Here is a 23,435-nt window from a genome sequence, read left to right as displayed (position 1 = left end):
CGCCGGTCGGCTCACTTGCAGGGGTCGTGGCCCCAGTTCATCAGGCTGTAGCGCCAGTCGCTTTCTTCGATGTCGCCGGAAGGCTTTTGCGCGGTGTGACGGTGCACATAGCCGATGACCTTCTGCATGTGCTCGTACTGGCTGTCCGTCAGGTCGTCTTTCTTCGTCCGCTTGATCTCGACGATCCGGCGGCCCGACCGGTGGCCGGTGCTTTCGCCGCCGTGATTGTCGCCAACCGACTTCGACTCCTCGGTTTCGAGCCATTCCTCGAGTTCCTTCGGCTGCATGTTCACGCAGTCCGTGAAATCGGAATAGACCTCGTCCTTCTCGCCGTCGTCCATCAGTCGTCATCCGCGGTGTCGGGCAGGTCGGAGCGGTCGGTCGACGCCATTTCGTCGAGCTCGTCCTCGCTCATGCTATCGTACATATCCTTCGACGCGCCTTGCAGGTCCGACACCTTGGTCTCGCCGCGCTTGGCGGATAGGGCGGCTCCGGCAGCCTGCTGCTGCGCCTTGCTTTTTGCTTTCGGCATCAGTTCTGCGCCGAAAGTTCGGAGCCGCGCTTGAGCACCTCGTCCCCGTCTTCCTGCTTGATCAGATAGGCCGGATTGTCCTCGTCGCCATCCTTGGTGACTTCGCTGCCCTGGAGCGTGCGCGTTACCTCACGCTCGAAGCGCTCCTTGATCTGACCCTTGCCCTTGCCGTTGCCCCAATCCCACTCGACATATTGGTCGGTCTGAAAGCTGTTGGAATTGCTCATCGTAAGGTCACCTTGGCAGATTAGTTTTCGATAACTTCGAGCCCGTCCTCGTTAACAACCTGCCCCTCTTCGGTAAGTTCCGTTTCGCCGCCGAGGTCTTCGGAAGGTCCGGTGTCGACGATGCTGTCGGTGTCGTCGCCATCGTTATCGATCGAGGAGATTTCACCACTTACGGTGGCCTCTTCTTCAACATCGTCTTGCATCAGTGCAGGGACGATCCAGGTGACGGACAAGAGCAGGATTGCCAGCAGCAGTCCTCCGGCAAGAACCCAGCGTACGACGCCTTCCTTGCTGCCGCCGCTCGCTTCGACTTCGTCCACGTGGACGTGACCATCATGCTTTTCCATTGTGAGAATACCTCCCGGTCGTTTCGACCATTTGCTGCGATACGCGCCTCAGCGGCGAATGTTCCCTTTTACAGGCTTGCGGATCAGTCGCGCAACAAGTCGTTGATGCCCGTTTTCTCGCGGGTTTGCGCATCGACCGTCTTGACGATGACCGCGCAGGCGAGGCCGGTTCCGCCATCCTTGCCGGGCAGCGAGCCGGGCACCACGACGGAATAGGGCGGGATGTGCCCGCGGATGATCTCGCCCGTGTCGCGGTAGACGATCTTGGTCGACTGGGTGACGAAGACACCCATGGCGACGACGCTGCCTTCGCCTACGATTACCCCTTCGACGATCTCGCTGCGCGCGCCGATGAAGCAGTTGTCGCCGATAATGGTCGGGTTCGCCTGCATCGGTTCGAGAACGCCGCCGATGCCGGCGCCGGCGGAGATGTGGCAGTTCTCGCCGATCTGAGCGCAACTGCCGATGCTGGCCCAGGTATCGACCATCGTGCCCTTGCCGACATAGGCGCCGATGTTGACGAAGCTGGGCATCAGCACGCAGCCGGGGGCAATATAGGCACCTTCGCGGGCCACGGCGCCGGGCACGACGCGGAAGCCTGCTTCGCGAAACCGGGCATCGTCCCAACCGGCGAACTTGCTCGGCACCTTGTCGAAAGCGGGATGACCGGCGCTGCCGCCGTCCATCACACGGTTGTCGTTGAGCCGGAAGCTGAGCAGCACGGCCTTCTTGAGCCACTGGTTGACCTGCCAGCCGCCCTTGCCGTCGGGTTCGGCGACGCGACCCTTTCCGCTGTCGAGCATCTTGAGCGCAGCCTCGACCGCCTCGCGCACGTCGCCCGATTTTGGCGTCACATTCGCGCGGTCCTCCCACGCGGCTTCGATGCGGGTTTCAAGGTCGGCGCTCATGCTGGTCTCCGTGTTCGTTTCGGAGCGCTCGTTAGCAGCCCAGCCGCGCTAGTCCATCCCCGCAGCCTGCGCGAACTGATAGGCGCGCTCCACCAGCGGCGCGACGCGCTCGGACATGTTCTTGGCGTGGGCGGACGAAGCCGTACCGTCGATGACGCGTTTCTTGATGCCCTGCATGATGCCGGCCAGCCGGAACAGGTTATAGGCGAGATACCAGTCCATCGGCGGCACCGGATAGCCGGTCTTGGCGACATAGCGGTCGACCGCTTCCTGCTGCGTCGGGATGCCGAGCTCGTCCAAGTCGAGGCCGAGCAGTCCCGCGCGCCCGTCGGCCGGATTATGCCAGTTGAGCATGAGGTAGCTGAAATCCGCGATCGGATCGCCCAGCGTCGACAGCTCCCAGTCGAGCACCGCGAGCACGCGATTGGCGTCCTTTTCGAAGATCATGTTGTCGAGCCGGTAATCGCCATGGACAACGCTGCTCTCGTGCTGCGGCGGGATCGTCTGCGGGAGCCATTCGATCAGCCGCTCCATCTGCGGCATGTGTTCGGTCTCGGAGAGCTTGTACTGTTTTGACCAGCGGCTGATCTGGCGCGCGCAATAGTCGGTCGGCTTGCCGAAGTCGGACAGGCCGATCGCGTCCGGGTCGCGCAGGTGCAGCTCGGCCATGGTGTCGATCATGGAGTTGTAGATCTCGCGCCGATCCTTCGGGTCGATGCCGGGCAGGGCGCCGTTCCACAAGGATCGCCCATCGGCGAGACCCATGACGAAGAATTTCGATCCGATGACCTCGGTGTCCTCGCACAAGCCATAGGTCTTGGGCACGCGAAAGCCGGTCGGGCCGAGGGCATGCATGGCCTTGTATTCGCGGTCCACCGCATGCGCGCTCGGCAGCAGTTTGCCGAAGGGCTGGCGGCGCAGGACGTAAGACTGGTTCGGCGTGTCGATGCGGTAGGTCGGGTTCGACTGGCCACCCTTGAACTTCGAATAGCTGATCGGCCCTCCGAAGCCCTCGACATGGGCCTCGAACCACGCCGTCAGCGTGTCGAGATCCATGGCATCCTTGTCCGACACTTCGACCGTGCCGACCATTTCCTTGTCGAAGTCGATCTCGCTCATCGCATCCTCTCTCGTACCCTCAGGTGAGCTTGGTGGACCACCTAACCCCCGTTCTTACAAAACTCGGTGATGGCTATTCCAGCCCGGAAAATCGCCGTTTCGACCGGGAAGCACCGGACCGATCTGTCACCTTCCGAAACCTATCCATCTCTCGGCTCTCCACGCTGTCGTCGCGCGGGGCCTAGCGCAGCCTGCCCGTGTAGGACAGGCCGCACAACGCGAGGGTCAGTCGAATACGATCACGCTGCGCGCCGAGGTGCCCTGCTTCATCTTCTCGAACCCTTCGTTGATCTTCTCGAGCGGGATGCGTTCGGCAATGATCGTGTCGAGGTCCAGCAGGCCGCGCATGTAGAAATCCACCAGGCGCGGCAAGTCGACCGGGAAGTGGTTCATCCCCATGATCGCGCCTTGCAGCTTCTTGCCCGACAGCAGGTCCATCGCGCCGAGGCCGACCTTGCAGTCCAGCGGCATCATGCCGAGGATGGTCGCCGTGCCGCCGCGCCGCAGGATCTTGACGCAGAGGTCCGCGCTCGCCTGACGGCCGACAGCCTCGATCGCATGGTGCACGCCGCCGCCGGTGATCTTCATCACCTGTTCGACCGCATCGTCCGCCATGGCGTCGATCGTGTGCGTAGCGCCCAGCGTTTCGGCCAGAGCGCGCTTTTCGGGCAGGGGATCGATCGCGATGACCTTGCCGGCACCGGTAATCTTCGCTGCATTGATGGCCGCGAGCCCAACGCCGCCGCAGCCGACGACCGCTATACTTTCGCCCGGGACGACCGAGCAGGCATTGAAGATCGCGCCTGCCCCGGTCGTAACCGCACAGCCGATCACAGCGGCACGATCCAGCGGCATGTCCTTGTCGATGGCGACGCAGGCATGCTCGTGGATCAGCATCTGTTCGGCAAAGGCCGACAGGTTGAGCATCTGGGCCACGGTTTCGCCACCATTGCGGGTGATGCGCGGCGGTGCCGTCTGGTCGCGGCGCGTGTCCGCTCCCATGCAGAGCGCCATGCGACCGGTCACGCAGAATTCGCAATGGCCGCAGAAGGCCGAGAGGCAGGAGACGACATGGTCGCCCGGTTTCACCGTCTTCACCTCGCTGCCGACCGCGCGCACCACCCCCGCCGCCTCATGGCCCGGAATAGCCGGAAGCGGGTGCGGGTAGGCCCCGTCGATGAAGTGCAGGTCCGAATGGCACAACCCGCACGCCTTTGTATCGATCAGGACTTCGTGCGGGGCCGGATCGGCGAGCTCGACCTCGCCGATAGTCAGCCCGCCGACCTGCTCCAGTATCGCTGCCTTGGCCATTAGCGCGTTGCTCCTACATCGCCGCTGGACATGTCGGCGCTGGCCGCCGCGCTGCCGGCGCTGGCCGACTGCGCATTGCTGTTGCGCAGGGCATTGCTGCTCGGCCCTTCGTTCGGCGTGTGCTTGGCGAATTCCATGCGCGCGATGGAGCGGGCGTGGACCTCGTCCGGCCCGTCCGCCAGGCGCAGCGTGCGCTGGTGGGCATAGGCCGACGCGAGGCCGTAATCCTCGCTCACGCCGCCCCCGCCATGGGCCTGGATGGCATCGTCGATGATCCGTAGGGCCATGTTCGGCGCCTGCACCTTGATCATGGCGATTTCCTGCTTGGCCGCCTTGTTGCCGACCTTGTCCATCATGTCCGCCGCTTTGAGGCAGAGCAGGCGGGTCATGTCGATATCGATGCGGGCGCGAGCCACGCGCTCTTCCCATACCGAGTGCTTGTAGATCGGCTTGCCGAAGGCTTCGCGCTCCTGCAGGCGCTTGCACATCTTCTCCAGCGCTTCCTCGGCTACGCCGATGGTGCGCATGCAATGGTGGATGCGGCCCGGGCCGAGGCGACCCTGTGCGATCTCGAAGCCGCGGCCTTCGCCCAGCAGCATGTTGGTGACGGGGACGCGTACGTCCTTCAGCTCGACTTCCATATGCCCGTGCGGGGCATCGTCGTAACCGAAGACCGGCAAGTGACGGATGATATTCACGCCGGGCGCATCGTTCGGCATGAGGACCATCGATTGCTGCGCATGACGACCGGCGGAAAAGTCGGTCTTGCCCATGACGATCGAGACCTTGCAGCGCGGATCGCCGAGGCCCGAGGACCACCACTTGCGGCCATTGATGATATATTCGTCCCCGTTGCGTTCGATGCGGGTCTCGATGTTCGTCGCGTCGGAGCTGGCCGTGTAAGGCTCGGTCATGAGGAAGGCGGACCGGATCTCGCCGTTCATCAGCGGCGTCAACCACTCGTCCTTCTGCTCGCGCGTGCCGTAGCGGTGGAAGACTTCCATGTTGCCGGTGTCGGGCGCGGAGCAGTTGAAGACCTCGGACGCGAAGCCGACGCGGCCCATTTCTTCGGCGCAGAGCGCATATTCGAGATTGGTCAGACCGGGACCGTCGAACTCATAGGTCTCCTCGACATGGTGATGGCCTTCGTTGCGCGGCGGCATGAAGAGATTCCAGATGCCATCCGCCTTGGCCTTGGCCTTAAGTTCCTGGACGACCGGGATCACCTTCCAGCGATCGCCCTCCGCGTCCTGTTCGCGATAGGTGGGGATGGCGGGACGCACGTGCTGCTCGATGAAGTTCTTCACCCGGTCGCGCCAGAATACTTGTTTCTCAGTGGGTTCGAAATCCATCGTGTTTTCCTCTTCTCTCAGATCGGTTGCTTCATGAAACTGGCAGATGCGGCGGCGCAAGCCAAGCCTCCACCTGCACGCCTAGGGGGTTATCGTGTGGCCGTCGGGATCGGCGCGTACCGCATCGTCGATCGCCTTGGGGAATTCAGGGTCGGAAGCGCGCCGGGCCGCCACGCGAGCCTCGTGCTGCTCGCGCGTGATCGGGAAGCGGCTGAGCCAGAAGGCGGCGATCAGCCCCAGCACGCTGGCGGCCGCGACGAAGAGCACGACCAGCTGGGTGACGGTCTCCTGCGTCACCTGCGATTGCGGTGTACCGGGGGCGAGATCGATCGACTGGACGATCAGGCTGGTCAGCAGGATGCCGCCACCGGTCGCGCATTTCTGCACCAGCCAGTTGCCCGAGTAGAACGTGCCCTCGGCGCGCTTGCCAGTTCGCTCCTCGAAAGCCTCGACGATCTCGGCGACCATGGAGGTGGCGGAGATGATCGACACGACGCTCGCAGTGTTGGCGCAGATTAGGAAGACGTACAGCAGGGCGGTCGAGGCGGTAGTGCCGGTGGTCGGCCAGGCCCCTGCCAGCAGCAGCATATAGGGCAGGCAGTAGAAGGTCAGGCCGACGATGGCCGCCACCGCTGCCGATTTCGGCTTGCCCCAGACGCGGTGCAGCGGGCCGACGATGACGAACATCAGCACGACGGAAAAGAACAGCACCACCGGATAGAGCCGGAAGGCGAGCTCGCTGAACTGCCAGACGTAGAGATTCACATATTGCGTGATTGAAAAGGTCATTCCCTGCAGCACATATGCGGCGAGGCCGCCGAGCGCGAAGATGACGAAGGCCTTCTCGCGAAATGCATCGAAGATTTCGGCGAACGCACCGCGTAACGAGAACGGGGGTGGGCGATGGGCCGGAAGGTGTGCCACGATCCTGTGCTGCGCCGCCGCCGAACCGATGACCGCAAGCGCCATCAGGCCGGCCCCGAACAGGCCGAACTGCGCGTAACCTTCGGGCTGCAATTGCGCTTCGGGCGTGGGCAGGAAGATCGTGAAGGCCAGTACCATCATCAGCAAGCCGCCGAGCCAGCCCGACAGGAAGCGATAGCGGAACAGCGTGGTACGCTCGTCGTAATCGTCGGTAATTTCGGGCACCAGGCTGACCGAAGGGACCTCGCAAGCGGAGAGCAGCAGCCGCACGCCCACGGCCAGCGCGACGATCTCCCAGAAGCCGGGCGTACCGGTGAAGGGCGGGGACCACAGCACCGTCCACAGCAGCGCTAGCGGCCATGGGGCAACATAGAGCCATGGCAGCCTGCGACCCCAGCGCGTGTAGGTCCGGTCGGACAGATGGCCGATCAGCGGATCGACCAGCGCATCGACGACCAGCGCGGTAGCCAGCGCCGCGCCGACGACGCCCGCATCGACGCCCAGTACGAGATTGTAGAACGGCAGCAGGAAGAAGCTGAACCCTGAATCCTTCACGCCGAAGGCTACCGCGCCGGAGCCGTGGACCAGCTTCAGCCTTTGAGGGAGGGGGCCGTCGACGAAAGACATCAGGTGGCGGCAGCGCCCTGTTTCGCCTGCTCCTCCATCGCTTCGAGAGCGGCGAAGAGGCCGGGTTCCTCCGGATCCCAGCTATGCCGAGGACCCAGCGTAATTCCGCCGTCGACGACCAGCGAAGCGCCGGTCATGAAGCTCGCTTCCTCGCCCGCGAGGAAGGCGACCGCATTGGCGATGTCGCGCGGTTGTCCGCCCCGTGCGACCGGCTGGGCATTGGAGGACATCTGCGCGATCGCCGCATTGGCCATCGATCGCATCTCTCCGGTGATTTCCAGGCTGGATGTAAAGATATTGGTGTTGATGAAGCCCGGCTGGATCGCATTCACGCGGATGCCGAATTGCGCTAGATCGGTGGCTGCGCATTTGGTCAGATGAAGCACGCCGGCCTTGGCCACGGCATAGGCGGTCGGCGAATAGCCCGGGCCCACGGCAGCGACGCTGGAGACATTGACGATGCTCGCCCCTTTTCGGCCTTTCATGTGCGGCACGGCATAGCGGATACCCATCGCGACCGAGCGCAGCAGCAGGTTCATCGTGCGGTCCCACTCGCCCGGCTCGATCTCGTCGATCGGCGGACGCGCGCCGCCCGCACCGGCATTATTGAAGACGACGTCGATGCCGCCGGTTTCGCTTGCCGCGCGGTCCATCAGTGCCTTGATGGCCGCAGGATCGCAGACGTCGCACTCGGCGAAGCGCACGTCGCCGTCGGTTTCGCTCGCGAGCTTCGCGCCGTTTTCGGCATCGATGTCGCTGGCGAAAACGGTCGCGCCTTCGCTCGCGAACAGGCGCGTCGTTTCCGCGCCAATGCCCGATGCGGCGCCGGTAATCACGACCGTCTTGCCAGAGAATCGCATGCCTACTCTCTCCCCGAATTTCTCCGCCTCCAGCTTAGGCGCGCTGCCTCGCTCGTCAACGCATTCCGCCTGACGCTACGGCATTGCAGGTCGTCGTGTGCACCCTTGCACCCGGTGGCCGAATCCTCCTAACGTTAGCGTCAACATACCGATGTTTCAGAACAGAGAGGATCATGGCCATGTCCGATAGCGATCTCGAAGCCTTCCGCGCCGAAACGCGCCAATGGCTGGAAGCTAATTGCCCGCTCGAAATGCGCGAGCCCGTCCGCGACGAGGAAGACGTTTACTGGGGCGGCCGCAATGCCAGCTTCAAAAACGACGCCCAAAAGGCCTGGTTCGAGGCCTGCCGCCAAAAGGGCTACACCGTTCCCGAATGGCCGAAGGAATATGGCGGCGCGGGACTCACTCCGGCGCAGGGCAAGGTGCTCCGCCAGGAAATGGCTGCGATCAATGCCCGTCCGCCGCTCTCTAGCTTCGGCATCTGGATGCTCGGCCCGGCGCTGCTGCACTTCGGCACCGAAGGACAGAAGCAGCGCTTCCTGAACGAGATCGCCAATGGCGAAATCCGCTGGTGCCAGGGCTATAGCGAGCCGGGCAGCGGCTCCGACCTCGTCTCCATGCAGACTTTCGGTGAAGACAAGGGTGATCACTGGGTCGTCAACGGCCAGAAGATCTGGACCTCCTATGCCGACGAGGCCGACTGGATCTTCTGCCTCGTCCGCACCGACAAGGACAACAAGTACCAGGGCATCACCTTCATGCTGTTCGACATGGCCAGCGATGGTGTGTCGACCAAGCCGATCAAGCTGATCAGCGGCAACAGCCCGTTCTGCGAAACCTTCATGGACGATGTCACCGTGCCCAAAAGCTACGGCGAGGACATCCCCGGCTATGTCGGCGAAATCAACCGCGGCTGGGATGTGGCAAAGTACCTGCTGGGTCACGAACGCGAGATGATATCGGCAACCGGCGGCGGCGACCGGGCAACCTCGCTCGGCGCAGTGGCCTCGAGGCAGGGCGCACTCGACCCGGTGCTGCGCGCGGAGATCGCCATGTTCGACGTCGACGCGCTGGCCTACACCGCCATGAGCGAGAAGTTCATGGACGAACTCAAGTCCGGCAAGGGGCATCCCGCCCAGCCGAATATGATGAAATACGCCGGTACCGAGCTTAACAAGCGCCGCAACGAGCTGGTCATGGCAGCCGGCGGCAGCCACGCGCTCGAATGGGAGAGCGAGGCGTCGAACGGCGGCAAGGCTGCGCGTGGCTGGCTGCGGACCAAGGCCAATTCCATCGAAGGCGGAACGAGCGAAGTGATGCTCAACGTCATCTCCAAACGTATCCTCGACCTGCCGGGAGCCTGATCCGATGCCTCTTTACTACGACGACGACCAGACGATGCTGGCCGAAACCGCCAGCCAGTTCATGGGCGAGGAAGGTTCGATCAAGAACCAGCTGCGCCACTGGCGCGATCGCGACTGCAAGGATGGTTTCGGCCATGGGTTGTGGAAGCAGTTCGCCGAAATGGGCTTCACCGGCATGCTGGTGGACGAAGACGACGGCGGGCTCGGCATGGGCCAAGTCGAAGCCGGGATCGTGCTCGAAGAGATCGGGCGCAATCTGACGCCATCGCCCTTCCTGTCCTCCTCCGTGCTCGCCGCGACCGCGCTCAAGCACGGCAGCAACGATGTGAAAGGCCGCTGGCTGCCGGATCTTATTTCGGGCGACAAGGTCTATGCCATGGCGATCGACGAAGGGCCCAAGCACCGTCCCGAGCGGATCGCGACCAGGGCGGAAAAGTCCGGCAACGGCTTCCGCCTCTCGGGCAAGAAAGACTTCGTGGTCTATGGCGCGTCGAGCGAGATGATCGTGGTGGCCGCGCGCACTTCGGGCAGCGATGACGACAAAGACGGCATCACCCTGTTCGCCGTGCCGCAGGACGCGAGCGGGATGAGCCACGACAGCGTGCGGCTGGTCGACAGCTCGATGGCGAGCCATGTCAGCTTCGACAATGTCGAGCTCGACGGCGATGCCGTCATCGGCGAGGTCGACGGTGGCCGCGCGATCCTCGACGCCGTGCTGATGGCGGGCCGTGTCGGCTCGGCAGCCGAAGGCGTCGGCGTTGCGCGCGGGGCGATGGACATGACCGTCGATTACATCAAGCAGCGCAAGCAGTTCGGTCGGCTGATCGGTGAATTCCAGGCGCTGCAGCACCGTGCCGCCCATCTCTATTCCGAAGTCGAGATCGCCCGCGCCGTGACCGTCAAGGCCGCGCAGCTGGTCGATGGCGGCAGCGAGAAGGCCGAGCTGATGACCAGCGTCGCCAAGGCCAAGGTGGCCAAGGCCGCCGGGCTGGCGGTGCGCGAAGGCGTGCAGATGCACGGCGGCATCGGCATGACCGACGAATACGACATCGGCCTCTACATGAAACGCGACCGGGCGCTGCAGGAATTCCTCGGCGACCAGTATTACCACGCGGGCCGCGTCGCGGAACTGAGCGGCTATTGAGCCGGGGAGAAAAAATATGAATCTGCCAGACCTGTTCGGCCTCGAAGGCCGCGTCGCCCTCGTCACCGGCGGAAGCCGCGGCATCGGCAAGATGATCGTTGAAGGCCTGCTCGCTGCGGGCGCAGCGCGTGTCTACATCGTCGCCCGCAAGAAGGAGCAGGTCGACGAGACTAGCGCCGAACTGGGCGAGAAGGTCATCGGCTTGGTCGGCGACCTGTCGCAGATGGACGGCATCCAGCAGCTGGCGGACGATCTGGCCGCTCGCGAGGACAAGCTCGACATCCTGGTCAACAATGCGGGTGCCGCCTGGGGTGAACCGTTCGAGGAATTCAGCGAGGCCGGATGGCACCGCACGATGGACCTGAACGTCAAGACGCCGTTCTTCCTGACGCAGAAGCTGATGCCGTTGCTGAAGAAGGCCGGGACCAAGGATCGACCGGCCAAGGTGCTGATGATCGCCAGCATCGACGGCATGAAGACCAACCCTTGGCCCACCTATCCCTACCAGGCATCGAAAGCAGGGCTCATCCACCTCACTCGGCGCATGGCCGCGGAGCTTGTGCAGCACAATATCATCGTGAACGGCATCGGCCCTGGCGCCTTTCCCAGCGCCATGAACCGCGCGGCGCGCGACAATGCGGATATGGTGGAAAAGGGTATTCCAAGCCGCCGTGTCGGGGTGACCGAGGACATGGCGGGTGGGGCGATCTACCTGCTCAGCCGCGCGGGCGACTATGTCGTCGGCACGACCATCGCGATCGACGGTGGGGTGGTGAACGCCAATGTCGGCGCGGGCAATTTCGTCGATCCGTCGGGGGACTGACCGCCGGTATATGTCGCCCGCGCCGAACATCGGCGCGGGTAGTCAGCGGATGAAATATCCGACGACGCCCCAGTCACTGCCCGATTTGGCGAGAACGACTGTTTCGACTGCACCCGCGGCCGACGCGTAATCCGTGTCGAAGGTGACGATGCGATATTCGCCCTTCGGCGCACCGGGGAGCGAAGCGGGTGCGTCGATGCCCTTCAGATTGCGGCTGACGACTTCGCCGAGAGGCTGGCGGACCGGCGTGACCTGCTTGGCCCAGGCGTCCGCGGTCACGGCCGATTTGAACATCGATCCGGCCTGCACCCAGCTTTCCTGATAGTTGCCGGCATCGACGAGCTTGATCCAGTTGCGCGCGGCGGCTTCCGCCTGGGTTCCCTGCTGCAAGGATGCCTCCATCTCGTCTTCTCCGGCCTCGTGCGATCCGGACGAGGTGGCGAGAAGGACTGCGGCGATAATGGCTGTGAACATGAGTGTACCTCCGATGATCCAGGCCACACGGTTGCGGCGGCCCGAGGTTGCTGATGGCATCGGAGTATCGGTGGCGGGCGTAGTACCGGCTATCCCGATTTGCTCGGGCGCAGCATTTTGGGGGGCGGTCTGCGGGTCTTCCGCCTCCTGTTCCCCCAAGATTCTTGCGGCCTCGCGGCTGCTCGCCACCCCAAGCTTCTTGCGGGCTTCACGCAGGTAGTCGTTGACCGTGTGGACCGACAGATCGAGCTCGGCGGCGGCGGATTTGGCGGTATGTCCTGCCAGCAGCAGCCGCAGGACTTCGCGCTCCCGATCCGTCAGCGAGGCGACCCCGTCTGCCATCGTCAGCTCATCAGTTCACGGACGAAGGGGATCAGCCCGGTCTGCCGCTGGCGCTTCATCCGCTCGGCATCGAGGATTTCGCGAACCTTGGCGAAGCAAGCCTGCGCATCCTCATTAATGACGACATAGTCATAGGCGTCCCAGTGGCTGATTTCCGAGCGGGCACGTTCCATGCGCGCAGCGATCACGGTTTCGGCGTCGGTCCCGCGGCTGCGCAGGCGGCGCTCGAGCTCCGCGATGCTGGGGGGCAGGATGAACACGCGGACCACGTCCTGCTGGTCCTTCTGGTAAAGCTGCTGCGTACCCTGCCAGTCGATGTCGAACAGGAAATCCTGCCCGTCCTTCAGCGCATTGCGGATGCGGCCCTTGGGTGTGCCGTAGCGATGGCCGAAGACGTGCGCCCATTCGTAGAAGTCGTCCTCCTCGACCATCCGGTCGAACTCGGCATCGTCGACGAAGTAGTAATGCACCCCGTCGATCTCGCCCGGGCGCGGCGGGCGGGTCGTCACGCTGACCGACAGCTTGATCTCGTCTTCGGCTTCCAGCAGCATACGGCTGATCGTCGTCTTGCCCGCGCCGCTTGGCGAAGAGAGGATGAACATCAGCCCGCGCCGTGCGAGTTTGTCTGTCGGAGCTTGGGATTCGGCCATGCGCGCTCTTGCGCCAAGCCGGACGCCGAAATCAAGGGCGGCGGGCCGCCACGCCTAGATCATGCTATCGGGGTCGGCCTGTTTGCGCAGCATTTTCTCGCCGGCTGCTTTCGATTTGCGACGCGAACGCCCCCTGTCGAACAGCACCTTGAGCGCGAGACCGGTGCCGACGGCAAGTGCGCCGGGTACGGATTTCGTCGCGACCTTGGTGACGCCGTAGGCAGCCAGAGCGTTGAGGGTCGAGCGATTCTCGACGATTTGCTTGGCGTATCCCTTGCCGTAACGCCGCCCGAGCAGGGCCTTTTCCACCGTCATGCGAGACAGCCGCCCGACACTGCGGAGGAGGATGTCGTGAATGATGAGATTGGTCGACGGATCCGGGCTCGGCCCCGGCATTTCGTCCGGGCCAATCGTCTTGTCGGTCGCCTTCTCGATCGCCGCACCTGCGCGGTCGGTCAGGTGGTTCGGTTTTTTCTTGCTGCTCAAGCCCATGCCATGCCCCGTTCTGCCGGGGCTTCGCGCCGCGGCTATTTCTTGCGGCCGAAATCGACCGTGACGACGTTGGAGCCGTCTTCTGCTTCCTCAACGGCTGCATCCTCGCCCTGTTCCGACCCGTCGTTCTCGGGATGCTCGGTCGGGGCAGGGGCCATGTCGGCCACGGTCGCCTGGAATTGCAGGCCGAAATCGACTGCCGGATCGACGAATTGCGTGATCGCGGCGAAGGGAATGTCGAGCGCGGCGGGCACCTGGTTGAAGCTCAGACCGACCGAAAAGCCGTCGTCGCGCACGTTCAGGTCCCAGAACTTGTTCTGCAGGACGATGGTCATCTCGTCCGGGAACCGCTCGCGCAGACTGTCGGGGATGCTCACGCCGGGGGCGTGCGTCTTGAAGGTGATGTAGAAGTGATGCGCGCCCGGCAGTTCGCTGCCGGTTTGCTCGATTTCGCCGAGCACGCGGCCGACCACTGCGCGCAGGGCCTCCTGCACGATGGAATCGTAGGGGATCAGGCTGTCGGGCGTCTCGTCGCTCATGGCCGCCTAGGTGTAACCGCGAGGCGCGCGGGTCAAGCGCTTTAAGCGCGGCTTTAAAACGCAGTAAGGTGCTATTTCTTGCCTATCGCCCCATGCGGCTCTAGCGCGGGCGCCATGCGAACAGGCCGTATCGAGCGCAACACTGCGGAAACGAAAATTCTCGTCGAGGTCGATCTCGACGGGACCGGATCATACGACGTATCCACCGGCATCGGCTTTCTCGATCACATGGTCGAGCAATTCGCCAAGCATTCCCTGATCGACGTCACGTTGAAAGTCGACGGCGACCTCCATGTCGACCAGCACCACACCACCGAGGACAGTGCGCTCGCGCTCGGCCAGGCTTTGGCGCAGGCGCTTGGCGACAAGGGTGGGATCGCGCGGTATGGCAGCGCCTATTCGCCGATGGACGAGACGCTGGTGCGCGTCGCACTCGATATATCCGGCAGGCCCTATTTCGTGTGGAAGGCGGGCTTCAGCCAGGAAAAGCTCGGCGAATGGGACGCCGAGCTGATCGAGCACTGGTTCCACTCGGTCGCTCAGACCTGCGGCCTGACGCTGCATATCGAGTTGCTTTACGGCACGAATAACCACCACATCTGCGAAAGCATCTACAAGGGCTTCGCCCGCGCGATGCGGATTGCCTGCGAAATCGATCCGCGGAAGGGTGGGGCCATTCCGAGCACGAAGGGGCAGCTCGGTGGGTGAGGTGATCGCGCTGGTGGATTACGGCGCGGGGAATCTCCATTCGGTCGAGAACGCGCTCCGCAAGGTCGGGGCGAAGGTGGAAGTTACCGACGATCCCGATGTCATCCGCGCGGCCGACCGGATCGTTCTTCCCGGCGTCGGCTCGTTCAAGGCGTGCGCCGAAGGCTTGCGCGCCGTCGACGGAGCGATCGAGGCGATCCACGATCGGGTCTTCGTGGGCGGCGCTCCGTTCCTCGGTATTTGTGTGGGCATGCAACTCCTCGCCACGCGCGGTCTGGAGCATGGCAGCACGCCGGGCCTCGATTGGATCGAGGGCGAGGTACGGCTGATCGAGCCAACCGATGAGAGCGTGAAAGTGCCGCATATGGGCTGGAACGATGTCGCGCTGACGCCGCATGCGAAAATGCATGACGTTGTTTATGAGGGTGAGGCCTATTTCCTCCACTCCTTCCACTTCCACGCCGATAGCGGGAAGGACGTGCTCGCCATGACCGATCACGGCGGCGGACTGGTCGCTGCGGTCGGCCGCGACAATCTGCTCGGCGTACAGTTCCATCCGGAGAAGAGCCAGCATTACGGCCTCGCAACCCTGACCCGTTTTCTGGAGTGGAAGCCTTGATCATCTTTCCTGCGATCGACCTTAAAGGCGGCCAAGTCGTGCGCCTCGCCGAGGGCGATATGGATCGCGCAACCGTTTATGGCGACGATCCGGCCAAGCAGGCGACGCTGTTTGCGGAGGCCGGGGCCGAGTATCTCCACGTGGTCGATCTCGACGGCTCCTTCGCGGGATCGGCGCAGAACCGCGAGGCTGTCGAGAGCATCGTCGCAGCCTTCCCCGGGCGTGTGCAATTGGGTGGCGGCATCCGCAGCCAAGAGGACGTCGAGGGCTGGCTCGATGTGGGTGTCTCGCGGATCGTGATGGGCTCGGCGGCGCTGAAGGCCCCGGAGTTCGTGAAAGCCATGGCTCGCGCCCATCCGCAGGCCATCGTCGTCGCGGTCGATGCGAAAGATGGCATGGTCGCGACCGAGGGCTGGGCGGAGGTTTCGGACGTGCCGGTGGTCGATCTCGCCCGCCGGTTCGAGGATGCGGGTGTTGCCGCGCTGCTGTTCACCGACATCGGGCGCGACGGTCTGCTGAAAGGCGTGAATGTCGAGGCGACGGTCGGGCTTGCACGGCAGGTCGACATCCCCGTCATCGCCAGCGGCGGCGTCGCAGGGATCGAAGACATCGAGGCGCTGAAGCCGCATGCCGCCGATGGGATCGAGGGCGTGATCACCGGACGCGCGCTCTATGACGGGCGGCTCGATCTTTCTCTAGCAATACGCACCGCCAATTGTGACGGGTCTATATGAGCCGGATTGATCACGACCGCCCTGAGTTGCGGCTTAAGGACAATTTCAGGAGAGAAATTGAAAAGGTTCGCGAGAACGTTGCATCTGACTCTTCAGCGGCAAAATGGCCCAAAAGCTTAAAACCCGTCGCTGAGAATCCAAAGACTTTGGCTGCTTTAGGAGACTTTTTCTCAAACTTAGATGCGTGGTCTGCGGGAGATTACGGAGCTTTCAATTTTTCGGAACCACCAAGCGTTCTTAAAAAAAGCTTAGAGCATCTCTTGAGGCAGAGGATCGTGTCAATCAGCGATGGATTGACGGTCGAGGATTGGCTCCGAGAACCTAATGTTGACCAAAGCGGGACGCTTGAATTGCGACCTCTACTGATAATTTTCGTGGACCTTTGGTTATGACCGTCCGCATCCGCGTCATTCCCTGCCTGGACGTCGCCGATGGGCGCGTGGTGAAGGGCGTCAATTTCGTCGATCTCAAGGATGCGGGCGACCCGGTGGAGCAAGCGCAGGCCTATGACCGCGCCGGTGCCGACGAGCTGTGTTTCCTCGATATCTCCGCCAGCCACGAGGGGCGCGGAACGCTGCTCGACATGGTGCGGCGAACGGCGGCGGTCTGCTTCATGCCACTGACCGTCGGCGGCGGGGTGCGCAGCGTGGAGGATGCGCGTGCACTCTTGCTGGCCGGCGCAGACAAGGTCGCGATCAATTCGGCTGCGGTCTCGCGGCCCGAACTGGTACGCGAAATCGCCGAGAAATTCGGCAGCCAATGCGTCGTCGCCAGCGTCGATGCGCGGGCACGTACCGAGGGCGAAGGCTTTCGCGGCTGGGAAATCTTCACTCACGGAGGCCGCAAGCCGACCGGGATCGACGCCATCGAGCATGCCGAGCGTCTGGCAGAGTTTGGCGCGGGCGAGTTGCTGGTCACCTCGATGGACGGCGACGGGACCAAGGCGGGCTACGATCTCGAACTGACCCGCGCGATCGCCGACAGCGTCTCGATCCCCGTGATCGCCAGCGGCGGCGTCGGCACGCTCGACCATCTGGTAGAAGGCGTGACCATAGGGCATGCGAGCGCGGTCCTTGCCGCATCGATCTTCCATTTCGGCGAGCATACCGTGGCCGAGGCTCACGCGGCGTTGCGCGCAGCGGGCTTGCCCGCCCGCGGTTGAACGCACAAGAAGGCGCCCATGGACACGCTGACCCGTCTCGAAACCACCATCGCGAACCGCCGCGAGGCCGATCCCGACACCAGCTATGTCGCGCAGCTCAACCATCGTGGGCTGCCCATCATGGCCCGCAAGCTGGGCGAGGAAGCGGTGGAAGCCTGCGTCGCGGCGCTCAGCGGCAGCCGCGAAGAGCTGGTCGGCGAGGCAGCGGACGTGCTCTTCCACCTCATGGTCCTGCTCGGTGCGAAGGACGTAACTTTGGCCGAAGTGCTGGCCGAACTCGACCGGCGCGAGGGGACCAGCGGTATCGACGAGAAGAATTCGAGGAGCGCGTAATGCCGATCGACCCGACCCAGCCCTATGACGACGACAACATCTTCGCGAAGATCCTGCGCGGGGAAATCCCCTCGAACAAAGTCTATGAAGACGAGTGGGTTTTCGCTTTCGAGGACATCAATCCGCAGGCCGAGGTCCACACGCTGGTGATCCCCAAGGGCCGCTACGTCAGCTGGGACGATTTTAGCGCAAAGGCTTCTGCCGAGGAAATCGCAGGCTTCGTGCGCGCCGTGGGCAAGGTCGCGCGCGACAAGGATCTGGTCGAGCCTGGCTACCGCATGATGGCCAATGTCGGAGCGCATGGCGGCCAGGAAGTGCCGCATCTGCATGTGCACCTCTTCGGTGGTGAGCCGCTCGGCCCAATGATTGCGCGAAGATAGGCTCCCTGCTTTCGAACATTTTCACCGCCTCCATGCCTCGTTTCATCGCCGTTCATGTTCAGGAGTCGAATGCCGTCTTTGCAGCGAATTTCCGCTGCGCTAGAGCGCCGTTCGAATGCTTTTACCCAATCCCCCCGACGGCGTGATCGATGGCAGTCGCCACCTCTATGCGGTGCGCGTCTATTATGAAGACACGGACCTGTCGGGCATCACCTATCACGCGAATTATCTGCGCTGGTTCGAGCGTGCACGCAGCGATTTGCTCCGCCGGCTGGAGATCGACCAGCGATCTGCGATCGAGGACGGGACGGGCGCCTACGCCGTGTCCGAACTCTCTCTGAAATATCTTACCCCCGCCAAACTCGATGACGATGTCACGATCGTCACCACTTGCACGCAGATGCGCGCGGCCTCGTGCCGCATGCACCAGCGGGCGTTACGCGGGGATGATTTGCTGGCCGAGGCACATTTGCGCGTCGGCTTCGTTTCACCCGAGGGTCGGCCCGTGCGCCAACCCGAAGAATGGCGCGCGGCTTTTGCGCGTTTCGGTATCCAAGAGGGCGAATGACCACACTTTCCATGCTTGCAGCCGCTGCCCCGACGCGGCTCGATCCGATCGAATTGTTTCTCGATGCGGACATCGTCGTCCAGCTGGTCATGGCGGGCCTCTTGCTCGCCAGCATCTGGGTCTGGATGATCATCGTCAGCTTCAGCCTGCGCATGGCGCGCACCCGCAAGCGCACGATCGCCTACGAAAGCGAGTTCTGGCAGGCGGACAATTTTGATCGCTTCATGTCCGAACGTGGCAACAAGGATATTCCCGCCGCTCGCGTCGCGCAGGCAGCGGTCAGCGAATGGCGCAAGTCGACCAAGGGCGAGGTGCGCGACAAGGAGGCGCTGCGCGACCGCATCGGCGTGGCGATGGACAGCCAGATCGCGCTGGAGGCGGACGAGATCGCCGAACGGCTCAACTTCCTCGCCACGGTCGGCTCGGTCGCGCCCTTCGTCGGCCTGTTCGGTACCGTCTGGGGGATCATGAACAGCTTCTTCCAGATCGGTGCTCAGGAGAGCAGCTCGCTCGCCGTGGTCGCTCCGGGTATCTCCGAGGCACTATTCGCGACCGCAATCGGCCTGTTCGCCGCCATTCCCGCGGTGATCGCCTATAACCGCTTCAGCCACCGGGTGGACCGCTACGAAGCGCGGCTGCAGCGCTTTGCGGACAAGCTGTCCGCGACATTCAGCCGCCAGCTGGAGCAAAGGTAAATGGCGATAAGCCTTGCCTCGGGCGGACGCCGCCGCGTCAGGCGGCGCGGGCGCGGCGGTCGTCGCCCGATGTCCGAAATCAACGTCACGCCCTTTGTCGACGTCATGTTGGTGCTGCTGATCATCTTCATGGTGACCGCGCCGCTGCTGACCGCTGGGGTGCCGATCAACTTGCCCGACAGCCGTGCCGATTCGCTGCCACAGGAGGCGCAGCAGGTTACGATCAGCATCGACGAGGGCGGCTATGTCTATATCGACGACGCGCAGGTCGCGGTCGGCGGCTTGCCGCAGGCGCTCGAGAATATTCCGCGCACGGACGACGGCCCGGATATCACCCTGCGGGCCGATCGCGGACTGGATTACGGGCGTGTGATGGCGGTGATGGGCGAACTCAATCGCGCCGGGCTCAACCGCATCGCGCTGGTGACGAACGGCGGCCAGGTCTCCGCCCCGGTCAACAACGGTTCATCGACGGAGGAATAGCCGGTGAGCATGGGAAACACCGCCTTCCGCAGCGAGGAGAAGACCGGGCTACTGGTCGCGCTCATCCTGCATCTGGCGCTGTTTGCTGGCCTGTTTGTGCAGGGCTTGCTCCCGGCGCCGACCTTCGAGCCGGTCGAGCGCATGACCGTCAGCCTGGCCGAGGATGTCGGGCTGGAGGCGACCGCGCCCGATCCGGTGCCCGAAAGTCGCGCCGCAGTCGCGCCGACATTGTCGGATAGTCCGGCCCCGCCGCTAGTCGAGCCGGTCGCGCCGCCAGTCCCGCGTCAGGTCACGCCGCCGGTCCCGCGCGTGCAATCACCCGTCCCCGCGCCGCGCGCCCAGCCGCGCGAGGCTCCGCGCCGGGAGCCGCAGCGCACGCAGACGCAGCCGCGCAGCAGCGAACGCAGCGGTGGCTCGCGCCTGGGCGACAATTTCCTCGACGGCGCCGGTGCCAGCACCACGACCAGCGAGACTCGCGTTCCCGCTTCGCAGATCGGGGCAAGCGCGAAGGCTTCGATCGTGCAGGCAATCGCCCGTCAAGTGCGCCCGCACTGGCAGGGCAAGGCGCCGTCCGGTGCCGACGCCGAACTGCTCGTCTCCGTCCTCGCCTTCGATCTCAATCCCGACGGCTCGCTGGCGGGTCGCCCGCGCGTCGTCTCACAGGATGGCGTGACCCCGGCCAACGAAGCCCAGAAGGGCCGCCACGCCGAGGTCGCCATCCGCGCCGTCCAACTCGCCGCGCCCTTCGATCTCCCGCCCGAATATTACAATGCGTGGAAGTCCATCCGCGGCGCCCGCTTCGACAGGAACTTGTCCCGATGAAACAGCTCTTCATTTTCGCCACCGCTCTCGTCGCCGCCCCGCTCGCGGCGCAGAACGAGGATCTCGGCCAGCCCATTCAGGAGGGCGGCGAGGTCGAAACCGTCATGGAGGCGGAGGATGGCGAAGGGCTGACCTTCACCATCACCGACGAAACCGCGCTGGAAGACTTGGGCATCGCCATTCCCGGCTTCGCGACCGATGCCGATGTCGCAACGCCGGCCAACCAGAACGGCACGGCTGCGCTGGGCAAGGAACTCGCCCGTGTCATCACCGCCGACCTGCGAAACAACGGCCTGTTCAAACCTACCGGCCCCGATGCGCTGCCGCAGCCGAGCTTCCCGGAAATCAACGCCCCCAACTGGCCGACCTGGTCCAATCGCGGGGCGGAAATGCTGGTGCATGGCTATGTCCGTGCGCGAAGCGACAACCGGCTGACGGTCGGCTGCTATCTATACGACATGGCGCTGCAGCAGCAACTGGTCCGCGAAGGCTGGATCGTGGAGCCGGCCGACTGGCGGCGCGCGGCGCACAAATGCGCCGACCTCGTCTATTCGCGCCTGACCGGCGAAAGTCCGTTCTTCGACAGCCGCATCGCCTATATCGCCGAAACGGGGCCGAAGGATAATCGCACCAAGCGGCTCGCGATCATGGACAGCGACGGGGCCAACCACCGCTTCATCACCACCGGCCGCTCGACTGCGCTGACGCCGCGCTATTCGCCCGATTACAAGAAGCTGTCCTACCTCAGCTATGTCGACGGCAATCCGCGCATCTACGTCTACGACATCGGCACCGGTCGCCAGACGCTGGTGACGCAGAGCGACAATCCGACCTTCGCCCCGCGCTGGAGCCCCGACGGGCGCTACATCCTCTATTCGATGGCGGTGAACGGCAATACGGACATCTATCGCGTGCCGAGCACGGGGGGCACGCCGCAGCGGCTTACCGATGCGCCGGGTATCGACATCGGCGGTTCCTACTCGCCCGACGGCAGCCGCATCGTCTTCGAAAGCGACCGGTCTGGCGGGCAGCAGTGCTACGTCATGAATTCCGACGGATCGAACCCGCGCCGGATCAGCTTTTTCGGTGGGCGCTGCGCGACGCCGGAGTGGAGCCCGCGCGGCGACCAGATCGCGTTCACCAACTCGAGCAGCTTCAATGTCGGTGTCATGACACCATCGGGCGGCAGCGTACGCATTCTGACCCGCGGCTGGCAGGACGAGGCACCGACCTGGGCGCCCAACGGCCGCATCATCCAGTTCTTCCGCACCGAGCGGAACAGCGGCAAGGCTGGCCTGTGGCAGGTCGATTTGACCGGCGAGAACGAACGCCGCCTGCCGACCCCGGTAGACGGGTCTGATCCGGCCTGGGGACCGATCCTGCCGTAAGAGCATTGAGAGTCCCATGGGGACGGCACCCAAGGGGGCCCGACAAACTTTACCACGCTGTTTGAAAAGGGGACAGCACTATGAATACCCGTGTTGCAACAGGATTGATGCTCGCTTCGACTATCGCTCTGGCGGCCTGCCAGAAGAAGGCACCTGAAGAACTGCCGCCACCGCCGACGCAGACTGCGACGCCTACTCCGAGCGCGCCGACTGGCCCGACCGTGGGCTCGCAGCAGCACTTCACCGATGCCGTGGGCGTCGCCAATACGGTCGTCTATTTCGATACCGACCAATACAATATCGACGCGGAAGATTCGGCCAAGCTGCAGGTGCAGGGCCAGTATTTCAGCCAGTATCCGCAGCTCAACTTCACGGTCGAAGGCCATGCCGACGAACGCGGCACGCGCGAATACAACCTCGCGCTGGGCGAGCGGCGCGCCAACGCGGCGAAGAACTATCTCGTCTCGATCGGCATTCCGGCCAACCGCATCCGCACGGTCAGCTACGGCAAGGAACGCCCGGTCGCGCTCGGTTCGAACGAGTCCGCCTGGGCGCAGAACCGCCGCGCCGCGACCGTCGTCATCAACTGACCTCTGAAATTGGAAGGGCTCCCGTCATGGATGGGAGCCCTTCACGCAGTCGCAACACTCGGGAGGGACAGGTCAGCGACCGATCGAAAGTCCGATCAGCGGGGCATTGCCGGAAAGAGTCCGGGCCGGCGCATCGACATTCGGTCCGCCTGTCGCGAGCGCGATGACGAGCACCGCCATCAGGGCGGTGCTGATCTGGGCCGACAGGGTCAGTTGCTTGCTCATGCTCTCTTCTCTCGGGGGGGTCTGTTGCAGGCGCGGGTTAACAAACCCTACCGCAACGCAACATTTCATATTGAAACCGGTTCCCACATCCTTGCCTCATCCGCCACGACGCCTAGATTGACCGCCATGCTTTCCCGACGAACGACATTCCGCCTCCATGCCTAAGGCGCGGCGATCCAACGACTGGGGGTTTCCCAGATGGCGCGGCTACGGCTCCTCGCGCGAGGCGACCAATGTCCGGATATGCGACCGGCATGGCTGTGACGAGCCGGGCGATTGCCCTGCGCCCAAGGCGCCGAACAGCCCGGAACGCTGGATGTTCTGCCAGCGCCATGCAGCCGAATACAACCAGAAGTGGGATTATTTCGAAGGCCTCGATAAGGCCGAAAAGGAACAGCGCGCCAAGGCGGAGCGTAGCGAGAATGCCGGCTATGCCGAGGCTCAGCACTATGGCTGGGGCGGCAGCGGCGACGGCTCGCGCAGCGCGGACGAGATGCGTGCGCTCGACATCCTCGAACTCGAGGTCGATGCCGATTTCGCCACGATCAAAAAGGCTTGGCGCGAAAAGGCCAAGACCGTGCATCCCGATGTGAAGCCCGGCGACGCCGAAGCAGCAGCCGAATTCCAGAAGCTGCAGGTAGCTTACGAAGTTCTGAAGGTCGCGGAAGAACGCCGCGCGTGGAAGGGCTGAAG

Annotated in this window: 32 protein-coding genes; 17 read left to right on the top strand and 15 right to left on the bottom strand. The window is 63.8% G+C overall.

Annotation, left to right across the window (positions count from 1 at the left end; all coding sequences use genetic code 11):
• Positions 1 to 11: 11 nt before the first annotated feature.
• The 10 genes from ACSH0F_RS12955 to ACSH0F_RS12910 form a co-directional block, all read right to left on the bottom strand.
• A complete protein-coding gene (locus ACSH0F_RS12955; protein ID WP_435203457.1) occupies positions 12 to 341 on the bottom strand; it encodes a DUF3140 domain-containing protein in 330 nt (109 codons plus the stop codon).
• Entirely contained in the window at positions 341 to 532 is a 192-nt protein-coding gene (locus tag ACSH0F_RS12950) for a DUF3008 family protein (RefSeq protein WP_435203455.1), read from the bottom strand. Before ACSH0F_RS12950 ends, ACSH0F_RS12955 begins: the two co-directional genes overlap by 1 nt.
• On the bottom strand, positions 532 to 759 hold the full coding sequence (locus ACSH0F_RS12945) for a DUF2945 domain-containing protein (RefSeq protein ID WP_278329006.1): 228 nt from the start codon (positions 757 to 759) through the stop codon (positions 532 to 534). The genes ACSH0F_RS12950 and ACSH0F_RS12945 overlap by 1 nt, the downstream gene beginning before the upstream one ends.
• Positions 760 to 779: 20 nt before the next feature.
• A complete protein-coding gene (locus ACSH0F_RS12940) occupies positions 780 to 1,106 on the bottom strand; it encodes a hypothetical protein (protein ID WP_435203453.1) in 327 nt (108 codons plus the stop codon).
• An 83-nt stretch (positions 1,107 to 1,189) separates the two neighbouring features.
• Positions 1,190 to 2,014, bottom strand: a complete 825-nt coding sequence (gene dapD, locus ACSH0F_RS12935) for a 2,3,4,5-tetrahydropyridine-2,6-dicarboxylate N-succinyltransferase (protein WP_435203451.1) — start codon at positions 2,012 to 2,014, stop codon at positions 1,190 to 1,192.
• A 48-nt stretch (positions 2,015 to 2,062) separates the two neighbouring features.
• Positions 2,063 to 3,133 (bottom strand): phosphotransferase family protein, encoded by a 1,071-nt coding sequence (locus ACSH0F_RS12930; protein ID WP_435203449.1) that lies wholly within the window; start codon positions 3,131 to 3,133, stop codon positions 2,063 to 2,065.
• A 225-nt stretch (positions 3,134 to 3,358) separates the two neighbouring features.
• Positions 3,359 to 4,444 carry a Zn-dependent alcohol dehydrogenase gene (locus ACSH0F_RS12925; RefSeq protein ID WP_435203447.1) on the bottom strand — a complete coding sequence of 362 codons (1,086 nt, stop codon included), beginning with the start codon at positions 4,442 to 4,444 and terminating at the stop codon, positions 3,359 to 3,361.
• Positions 4,444 to 5,796, bottom strand: a complete 1,353-nt coding sequence (locus ACSH0F_RS12920; RefSeq protein ID WP_435203445.1) for an acyl-CoA dehydrogenase family protein — start codon at positions 5,794 to 5,796, stop codon at positions 4,444 to 4,446. Before ACSH0F_RS12920 ends, ACSH0F_RS12925 begins: the two co-directional genes overlap by 1 nt.
• Before the next feature lie 81 nt (positions 5,797 to 5,877).
• Entirely contained in the window at positions 5,878 to 7,347 is a 1,470-nt protein-coding gene (locus ACSH0F_RS12915) for an MFS transporter (protein WP_435203443.1), read from the bottom strand.
• Positions 7,347 to 8,207: an SDR family NAD(P)-dependent oxidoreductase gene (locus ACSH0F_RS12910; RefSeq protein WP_435203441.1), complete on the bottom strand. Its 861-nt coding sequence runs from the start codon at positions 8,205 to 8,207 to the stop codon at positions 7,347 to 7,349. The genes ACSH0F_RS12915 and ACSH0F_RS12910 overlap by 1 nt, the downstream gene beginning before the upstream one ends.
• Positions 8,208 to 8,386: 179 nt before the next feature.
• Between ACSH0F_RS12910 and ACSH0F_RS12905 the strand changes: the two genes are divergently transcribed.
• From ACSH0F_RS12905 to ACSH0F_RS12895, 3 genes are read left to right on the top strand one after another with little or no spacing between them, the layout of a single operon-like run.
• Entirely contained in the window at positions 8,387 to 9,571 is a 1,185-nt protein-coding gene (locus ACSH0F_RS12905) for an acyl-CoA dehydrogenase family protein (protein WP_435203439.1), read from the top strand.
• 4 nt (positions 9,572 to 9,575) lie between these two features.
• Positions 9,576 to 10,715, top strand: coding sequence for an acyl-CoA dehydrogenase family protein (locus ACSH0F_RS12900; protein ID WP_435203437.1), 1,140 nt, complete (start codon positions 9,576 to 9,578; stop codon positions 10,713 to 10,715).
• A gap of 16 nt (positions 10,716 to 10,731) precedes the next feature.
• Positions 10,732 to 11,538 (top strand): SDR family NAD(P)-dependent oxidoreductase, encoded by an 807-nt coding sequence (locus ACSH0F_RS12895; protein WP_435203435.1) that lies wholly within the window; start codon positions 10,732 to 10,734, stop codon positions 11,536 to 11,538.
• Between the two features lie 42 nt (positions 11,539 to 11,580).
• On the opposite strand, the gene ACSH0F_RS12890 is transcribed toward ACSH0F_RS12895, so the two are convergent.
• From ACSH0F_RS12890 to ACSH0F_RS12875, 4 genes are read right to left on the bottom strand one after another with little or no spacing between them, the layout of a single operon-like run.
• Positions 11,581 to 12,354 (bottom strand): helix-turn-helix domain-containing protein, encoded by a 774-nt coding sequence (locus ACSH0F_RS12890; RefSeq protein WP_435203433.1) that lies wholly within the window; start codon positions 12,352 to 12,354, stop codon positions 11,581 to 11,583.
• 2 nt (positions 12,355 to 12,356) lie between these two features.
• Positions 12,357 to 13,004: a guanylate kinase gene (gene gmk, locus ACSH0F_RS12885; protein ID WP_435203431.1), complete on the bottom strand. Its 648-nt coding sequence runs from the start codon at positions 13,002 to 13,004 to the stop codon at positions 12,357 to 12,359.
• Positions 13,005 to 13,058: 54 nt separating this feature from the next.
• A complete protein-coding gene (locus ACSH0F_RS12880; RefSeq protein WP_435203429.1) occupies positions 13,059 to 13,496 on the bottom strand; it encodes a hypothetical protein in 438 nt (145 codons plus the stop codon).
• 35 nt (positions 13,497 to 13,531) lie between these two features.
• Positions 13,532 to 14,035, bottom strand: a complete 504-nt coding sequence (locus ACSH0F_RS12875; protein WP_435203427.1) for an SspB family protein — start codon at positions 14,033 to 14,035, stop codon at positions 13,532 to 13,534.
• A gap of 114 nt (positions 14,036 to 14,149) precedes the next feature.
• Here ACSH0F_RS12875 and hisB point away from each other — a divergent pair, with 114 nt between their 5' ends.
• The 13 genes from hisB to pal all read left to right on the top strand — a co-directional run bounded on the left by hisB (position 14,150) and on the right by pal (position 22,517).
• Complete coding sequence (gene hisB, locus ACSH0F_RS12870; protein ID WP_435203425.1) at positions 14,150 to 14,743, top strand: imidazoleglycerol-phosphate dehydratase HisB; 594 nt, start codon at positions 14,150 to 14,152, stop codon at positions 14,741 to 14,743.
• Positions 14,736 to 15,362: an imidazole glycerol phosphate synthase subunit HisH gene (gene hisH / locus ACSH0F_RS12865; RefSeq protein ID WP_435203423.1), complete on the top strand. Its 627-nt coding sequence runs from the start codon at positions 14,736 to 14,738 to the stop codon at positions 15,360 to 15,362. Before hisB ends, hisH begins: the two co-directional genes overlap by 8 nt.
• Positions 15,359 to 16,096 carry a 1-(5-phosphoribosyl)-5-[(5-phosphoribosylamino)methylideneamino]imidazole-4-carboxamide isomerase gene (gene hisA, locus ACSH0F_RS12860; RefSeq protein WP_435203421.1) on the top strand — a complete coding sequence of 246 codons (738 nt, stop codon included), beginning with the start codon at positions 15,359 to 15,361 and terminating at the stop codon, positions 16,094 to 16,096. Before hisH ends, hisA begins: the two co-directional genes overlap by 4 nt.
• Positions 16,093 to 16,488 (top strand): hypothetical protein, encoded by a 396-nt coding sequence (locus ACSH0F_RS12855; protein ID WP_435203419.1) that lies wholly within the window; start codon positions 16,093 to 16,095, stop codon positions 16,486 to 16,488. The genes hisA and ACSH0F_RS12855 overlap by 4 nt, the downstream gene beginning before the upstream one ends.
• Positions 16,485 to 17,258: an imidazole glycerol phosphate synthase subunit HisF gene (hisF, locus tag ACSH0F_RS12850; protein ID WP_435203417.1), complete on the top strand. Its 774-nt coding sequence runs from the start codon at positions 16,485 to 16,487 to the stop codon at positions 17,256 to 17,258. Before ACSH0F_RS12855 ends, hisF begins: the two co-directional genes overlap by 4 nt.
• Positions 17,259 to 17,276: 18 nt before the next feature.
• A complete protein-coding gene (locus ACSH0F_RS12845; RefSeq protein ID WP_435203415.1) occupies positions 17,277 to 17,591 on the top strand; it encodes a phosphoribosyl-ATP diphosphatase in 315 nt (104 codons plus the stop codon).
• Positions 17,591 to 17,971, top strand: a complete 381-nt coding sequence (locus ACSH0F_RS12840; RefSeq protein ID WP_435203413.1) for a histidine triad nucleotide-binding protein — start codon at positions 17,591 to 17,593, stop codon at positions 17,969 to 17,971. The genes ACSH0F_RS12845 and ACSH0F_RS12840 overlap by 1 nt, the downstream gene beginning before the upstream one ends.
• 115 nt (positions 17,972 to 18,086) lie before the next feature.
• Positions 18,087 to 18,539: a YbgC/FadM family acyl-CoA thioesterase gene (locus tag ACSH0F_RS12835; protein ID WP_435203411.1), complete on the top strand. Its 453-nt coding sequence runs from the start codon at positions 18,087 to 18,089 to the stop codon at positions 18,537 to 18,539.
• Positions 18,536 to 19,234 (top strand): protein TolQ, encoded by a 699-nt coding sequence (gene tolQ, locus ACSH0F_RS12830; protein ID WP_435203409.1) that lies wholly within the window; start codon positions 18,536 to 18,538, stop codon positions 19,232 to 19,234. The genes ACSH0F_RS12835 and tolQ overlap by 4 nt, the downstream gene beginning before the upstream one ends.
• Positions 19,235 to 19,717: an ExbD/TolR family protein gene (locus ACSH0F_RS12825; protein WP_435203407.1), complete on the top strand. Its 483-nt coding sequence runs from the start codon at positions 19,235 to 19,237 to the stop codon at positions 19,715 to 19,717. It abuts the gene before it with no gap.
• A 9-nt stretch (positions 19,718 to 19,726) separates the two neighbouring features.
• Entirely contained in the window at positions 19,727 to 20,539 is an 813-nt protein-coding gene (locus ACSH0F_RS12820; RefSeq protein WP_435203406.1) for an energy transducer TonB, read from the top strand.
• Positions 20,536 to 21,927: a Tol-Pal system beta propeller repeat protein TolB gene (tolB, locus tag ACSH0F_RS12815; RefSeq protein WP_435203404.1), complete on the top strand. Its 1,392-nt coding sequence runs from the start codon at positions 20,536 to 20,538 to the stop codon at positions 21,925 to 21,927. The genes ACSH0F_RS12820 and tolB overlap by 4 nt, the downstream gene beginning before the upstream one ends.
• A gap of 80 nt (positions 21,928 to 22,007) precedes the next feature.
• Entirely contained in the window at positions 22,008 to 22,517 is a 510-nt protein-coding gene (pal, locus tag ACSH0F_RS12810; protein WP_435203402.1) for a peptidoglycan-associated lipoprotein Pal, read from the top strand.
• Between the two features lie 72 nt (positions 22,518 to 22,589).
• Here the strand turns inward: pal and ACSH0F_RS12805 are convergent, their stop codons facing one another.
• Entirely contained in the window at positions 22,590 to 22,742 is a 153-nt protein-coding gene (locus tag ACSH0F_RS12805; RefSeq protein ID WP_435203400.1) for a hypothetical protein, read from the bottom strand.
• A gap of 157 nt (positions 22,743 to 22,899) precedes the next feature.
• Here ACSH0F_RS12805 and ACSH0F_RS12800 point away from each other — a divergent pair, with 157 nt between their 5' ends.
• Positions 22,900 to 23,433, top strand: coding sequence for a J domain-containing protein (locus tag ACSH0F_RS12800; protein WP_435203399.1), 534 nt, complete (start codon positions 22,900 to 22,902; stop codon positions 23,431 to 23,433).
• Positions 23,434 to 23,435 lie beyond the last annotated feature (2 nt).

Origin of the sequence: Qipengyuania sp. 902, assembly GCF_051195295.1 — a bacterium.
GTDB lineage: Bacteria > Pseudomonadota > Alphaproteobacteria > Sphingomonadales > Sphingomonadaceae > Qipengyuania.
Note: the sequence above shows the minus strand (reverse complement) of the source record. Positions and strands in the feature narration are given on the sequence as shown.

Coding starts and splice junctions, on each gene's coding strand:
- ACSH0F_RS12955 (WP_435203457.1), bottom strand. CDS start 341: ATGGACGACGGCGAGAAGGACGAGGTCTATTCCGATTTCACGGACTGC.
- ACSH0F_RS12950 (WP_435203455.1), bottom strand. CDS start 532: ATGCCGAAAGCAAAAAGCAAGGCGCAGCAGCAGGCTGCCGGAGCCGCC.
- ACSH0F_RS12945 (WP_278329006.1), bottom strand. CDS start 759: ATGAGCAATTCCAACAGCTTTCAGACCGACCAATATGTCGAGTGGGAT.
- ACSH0F_RS12940 (WP_435203453.1), bottom strand. CDS start 1,106: ATGGAAAAGCATGATGGTCACGTCCACGTGGACGAAGTCGAAGCGAGC.
- dapD (WP_435203451.1), bottom strand. CDS start 2,014: ATGAGCGCCGACCTTGAAACCCGCATCGAAGCCGCGTGGGAGGACCGC.
- ACSH0F_RS12930 (WP_435203449.1), bottom strand. CDS start 3,133: ATGAGCGAGATCGACTTCGACAAGGAAATGGTCGGCACGGTCGAAGTG.
- ACSH0F_RS12925 (WP_435203447.1), bottom strand. CDS start 4,444: ATGGCCAAGGCAGCGATACTGGAGCAGGTCGGCGGGCTGACTATCGGC.
- ACSH0F_RS12920 (WP_435203445.1), bottom strand. CDS start 5,796: ATGGATTTCGAACCCACTGAGAAACAAGTATTCTGGCGCGACCGGGTG.
- ACSH0F_RS12915 (WP_435203443.1), bottom strand. CDS start 7,347: ATGTCTTTCGTCGACGGCCCCCTCCCTCAAAGGCTGAAGCTGGTCCAC.
- ACSH0F_RS12910 (WP_435203441.1), bottom strand. CDS start 8,207: ATGCGATTCTCTGGCAAGACGGTCGTGATTACCGGCGCCGCATCGGGC.
- ACSH0F_RS12905 (WP_435203439.1), top strand. CDS start 8,387: ATGTCCGATAGCGATCTCGAAGCCTTCCGCGCCGAAACGCGCCAATGG.
- ACSH0F_RS12900 (WP_435203437.1), top strand. CDS start 9,576: ATGCCTCTTTACTACGACGACGACCAGACGATGCTGGCCGAAACCGCC.
- ACSH0F_RS12895 (WP_435203435.1), top strand. CDS start 10,732: ATGAATCTGCCAGACCTGTTCGGCCTCGAAGGCCGCGTCGCCCTCGTC.
- ACSH0F_RS12890 (WP_435203433.1), bottom strand. CDS start 12,354: ATGGCAGACGGGGTCGCCTCGCTGACGGATCGGGAGCGCGAAGTCCTG.
- gmk (WP_435203431.1), bottom strand. CDS start 13,004: ATGGCCGAATCCCAAGCTCCGACAGACAAACTCGCACGGCGCGGGCTG.
- ACSH0F_RS12880 (WP_435203429.1), bottom strand. CDS start 13,496: ATGGGCTTGAGCAGCAAGAAAAAACCGAACCACCTGACCGACCGCGCA.
- ACSH0F_RS12875 (WP_435203427.1), bottom strand. CDS start 14,035: ATGAGCGACGAGACGCCCGACAGCCTGATCCCCTACGATTCCATCGTG.
- hisB (WP_435203425.1), top strand. CDS start 14,150: ATGCGAACAGGCCGTATCGAGCGCAACACTGCGGAAACGAAAATTCTC.
- ACSH0F_RS12855 (WP_435203419.1), top strand. CDS start 16,093: ATGAGCCGGATTGATCACGACCGCCCTGAGTTGCGGCTTAAGGACAAT.
- hisF (WP_435203417.1), top strand. CDS start 16,485: ATGACCGTCCGCATCCGCGTCATTCCCTGCCTGGACGTCGCCGATGGG.
- ACSH0F_RS12845 (WP_435203415.1), top strand. CDS start 17,277: ATGGACACGCTGACCCGTCTCGAAACCACCATCGCGAACCGCCGCGAG.
- ACSH0F_RS12840 (WP_435203413.1), top strand. CDS start 17,591: ATGCCGATCGACCCGACCCAGCCCTATGACGACGACAACATCTTCGCG.
- ACSH0F_RS12835 (WP_435203411.1), top strand. CDS start 18,087: ATGCTTTTACCCAATCCCCCCGACGGCGTGATCGATGGCAGTCGCCAC.
- tolQ (WP_435203409.1), top strand. CDS start 18,536: ATGACCACACTTTCCATGCTTGCAGCCGCTGCCCCGACGCGGCTCGAT.
- ACSH0F_RS12825 (WP_435203407.1), top strand. CDS start 19,235: ATGGCGATAAGCCTTGCCTCGGGCGGACGCCGCCGCGTCAGGCGGCGC.
- ACSH0F_RS12820 (WP_435203406.1), top strand. CDS start 19,727: ATGGGAAACACCGCCTTCCGCAGCGAGGAGAAGACCGGGCTACTGGTC.
- tolB (WP_435203404.1), top strand. CDS start 20,536: ATGAAACAGCTCTTCATTTTCGCCACCGCTCTCGTCGCCGCCCCGCTC.
- pal (WP_435203402.1), top strand. CDS start 22,008: ATGAATACCCGTGTTGCAACAGGATTGATGCTCGCTTCGACTATCGCT.
- ACSH0F_RS12805 (WP_435203400.1), bottom strand. CDS start 22,742: ATGAGCAAGCAACTGACCCTGTCGGCCCAGATCAGCACCGCCCTGATG.
- ACSH0F_RS12800 (WP_435203399.1), top strand. CDS start 22,900: ATGCCTAAGGCGCGGCGATCCAACGACTGGGGGTTTCCCAGATGGCGC.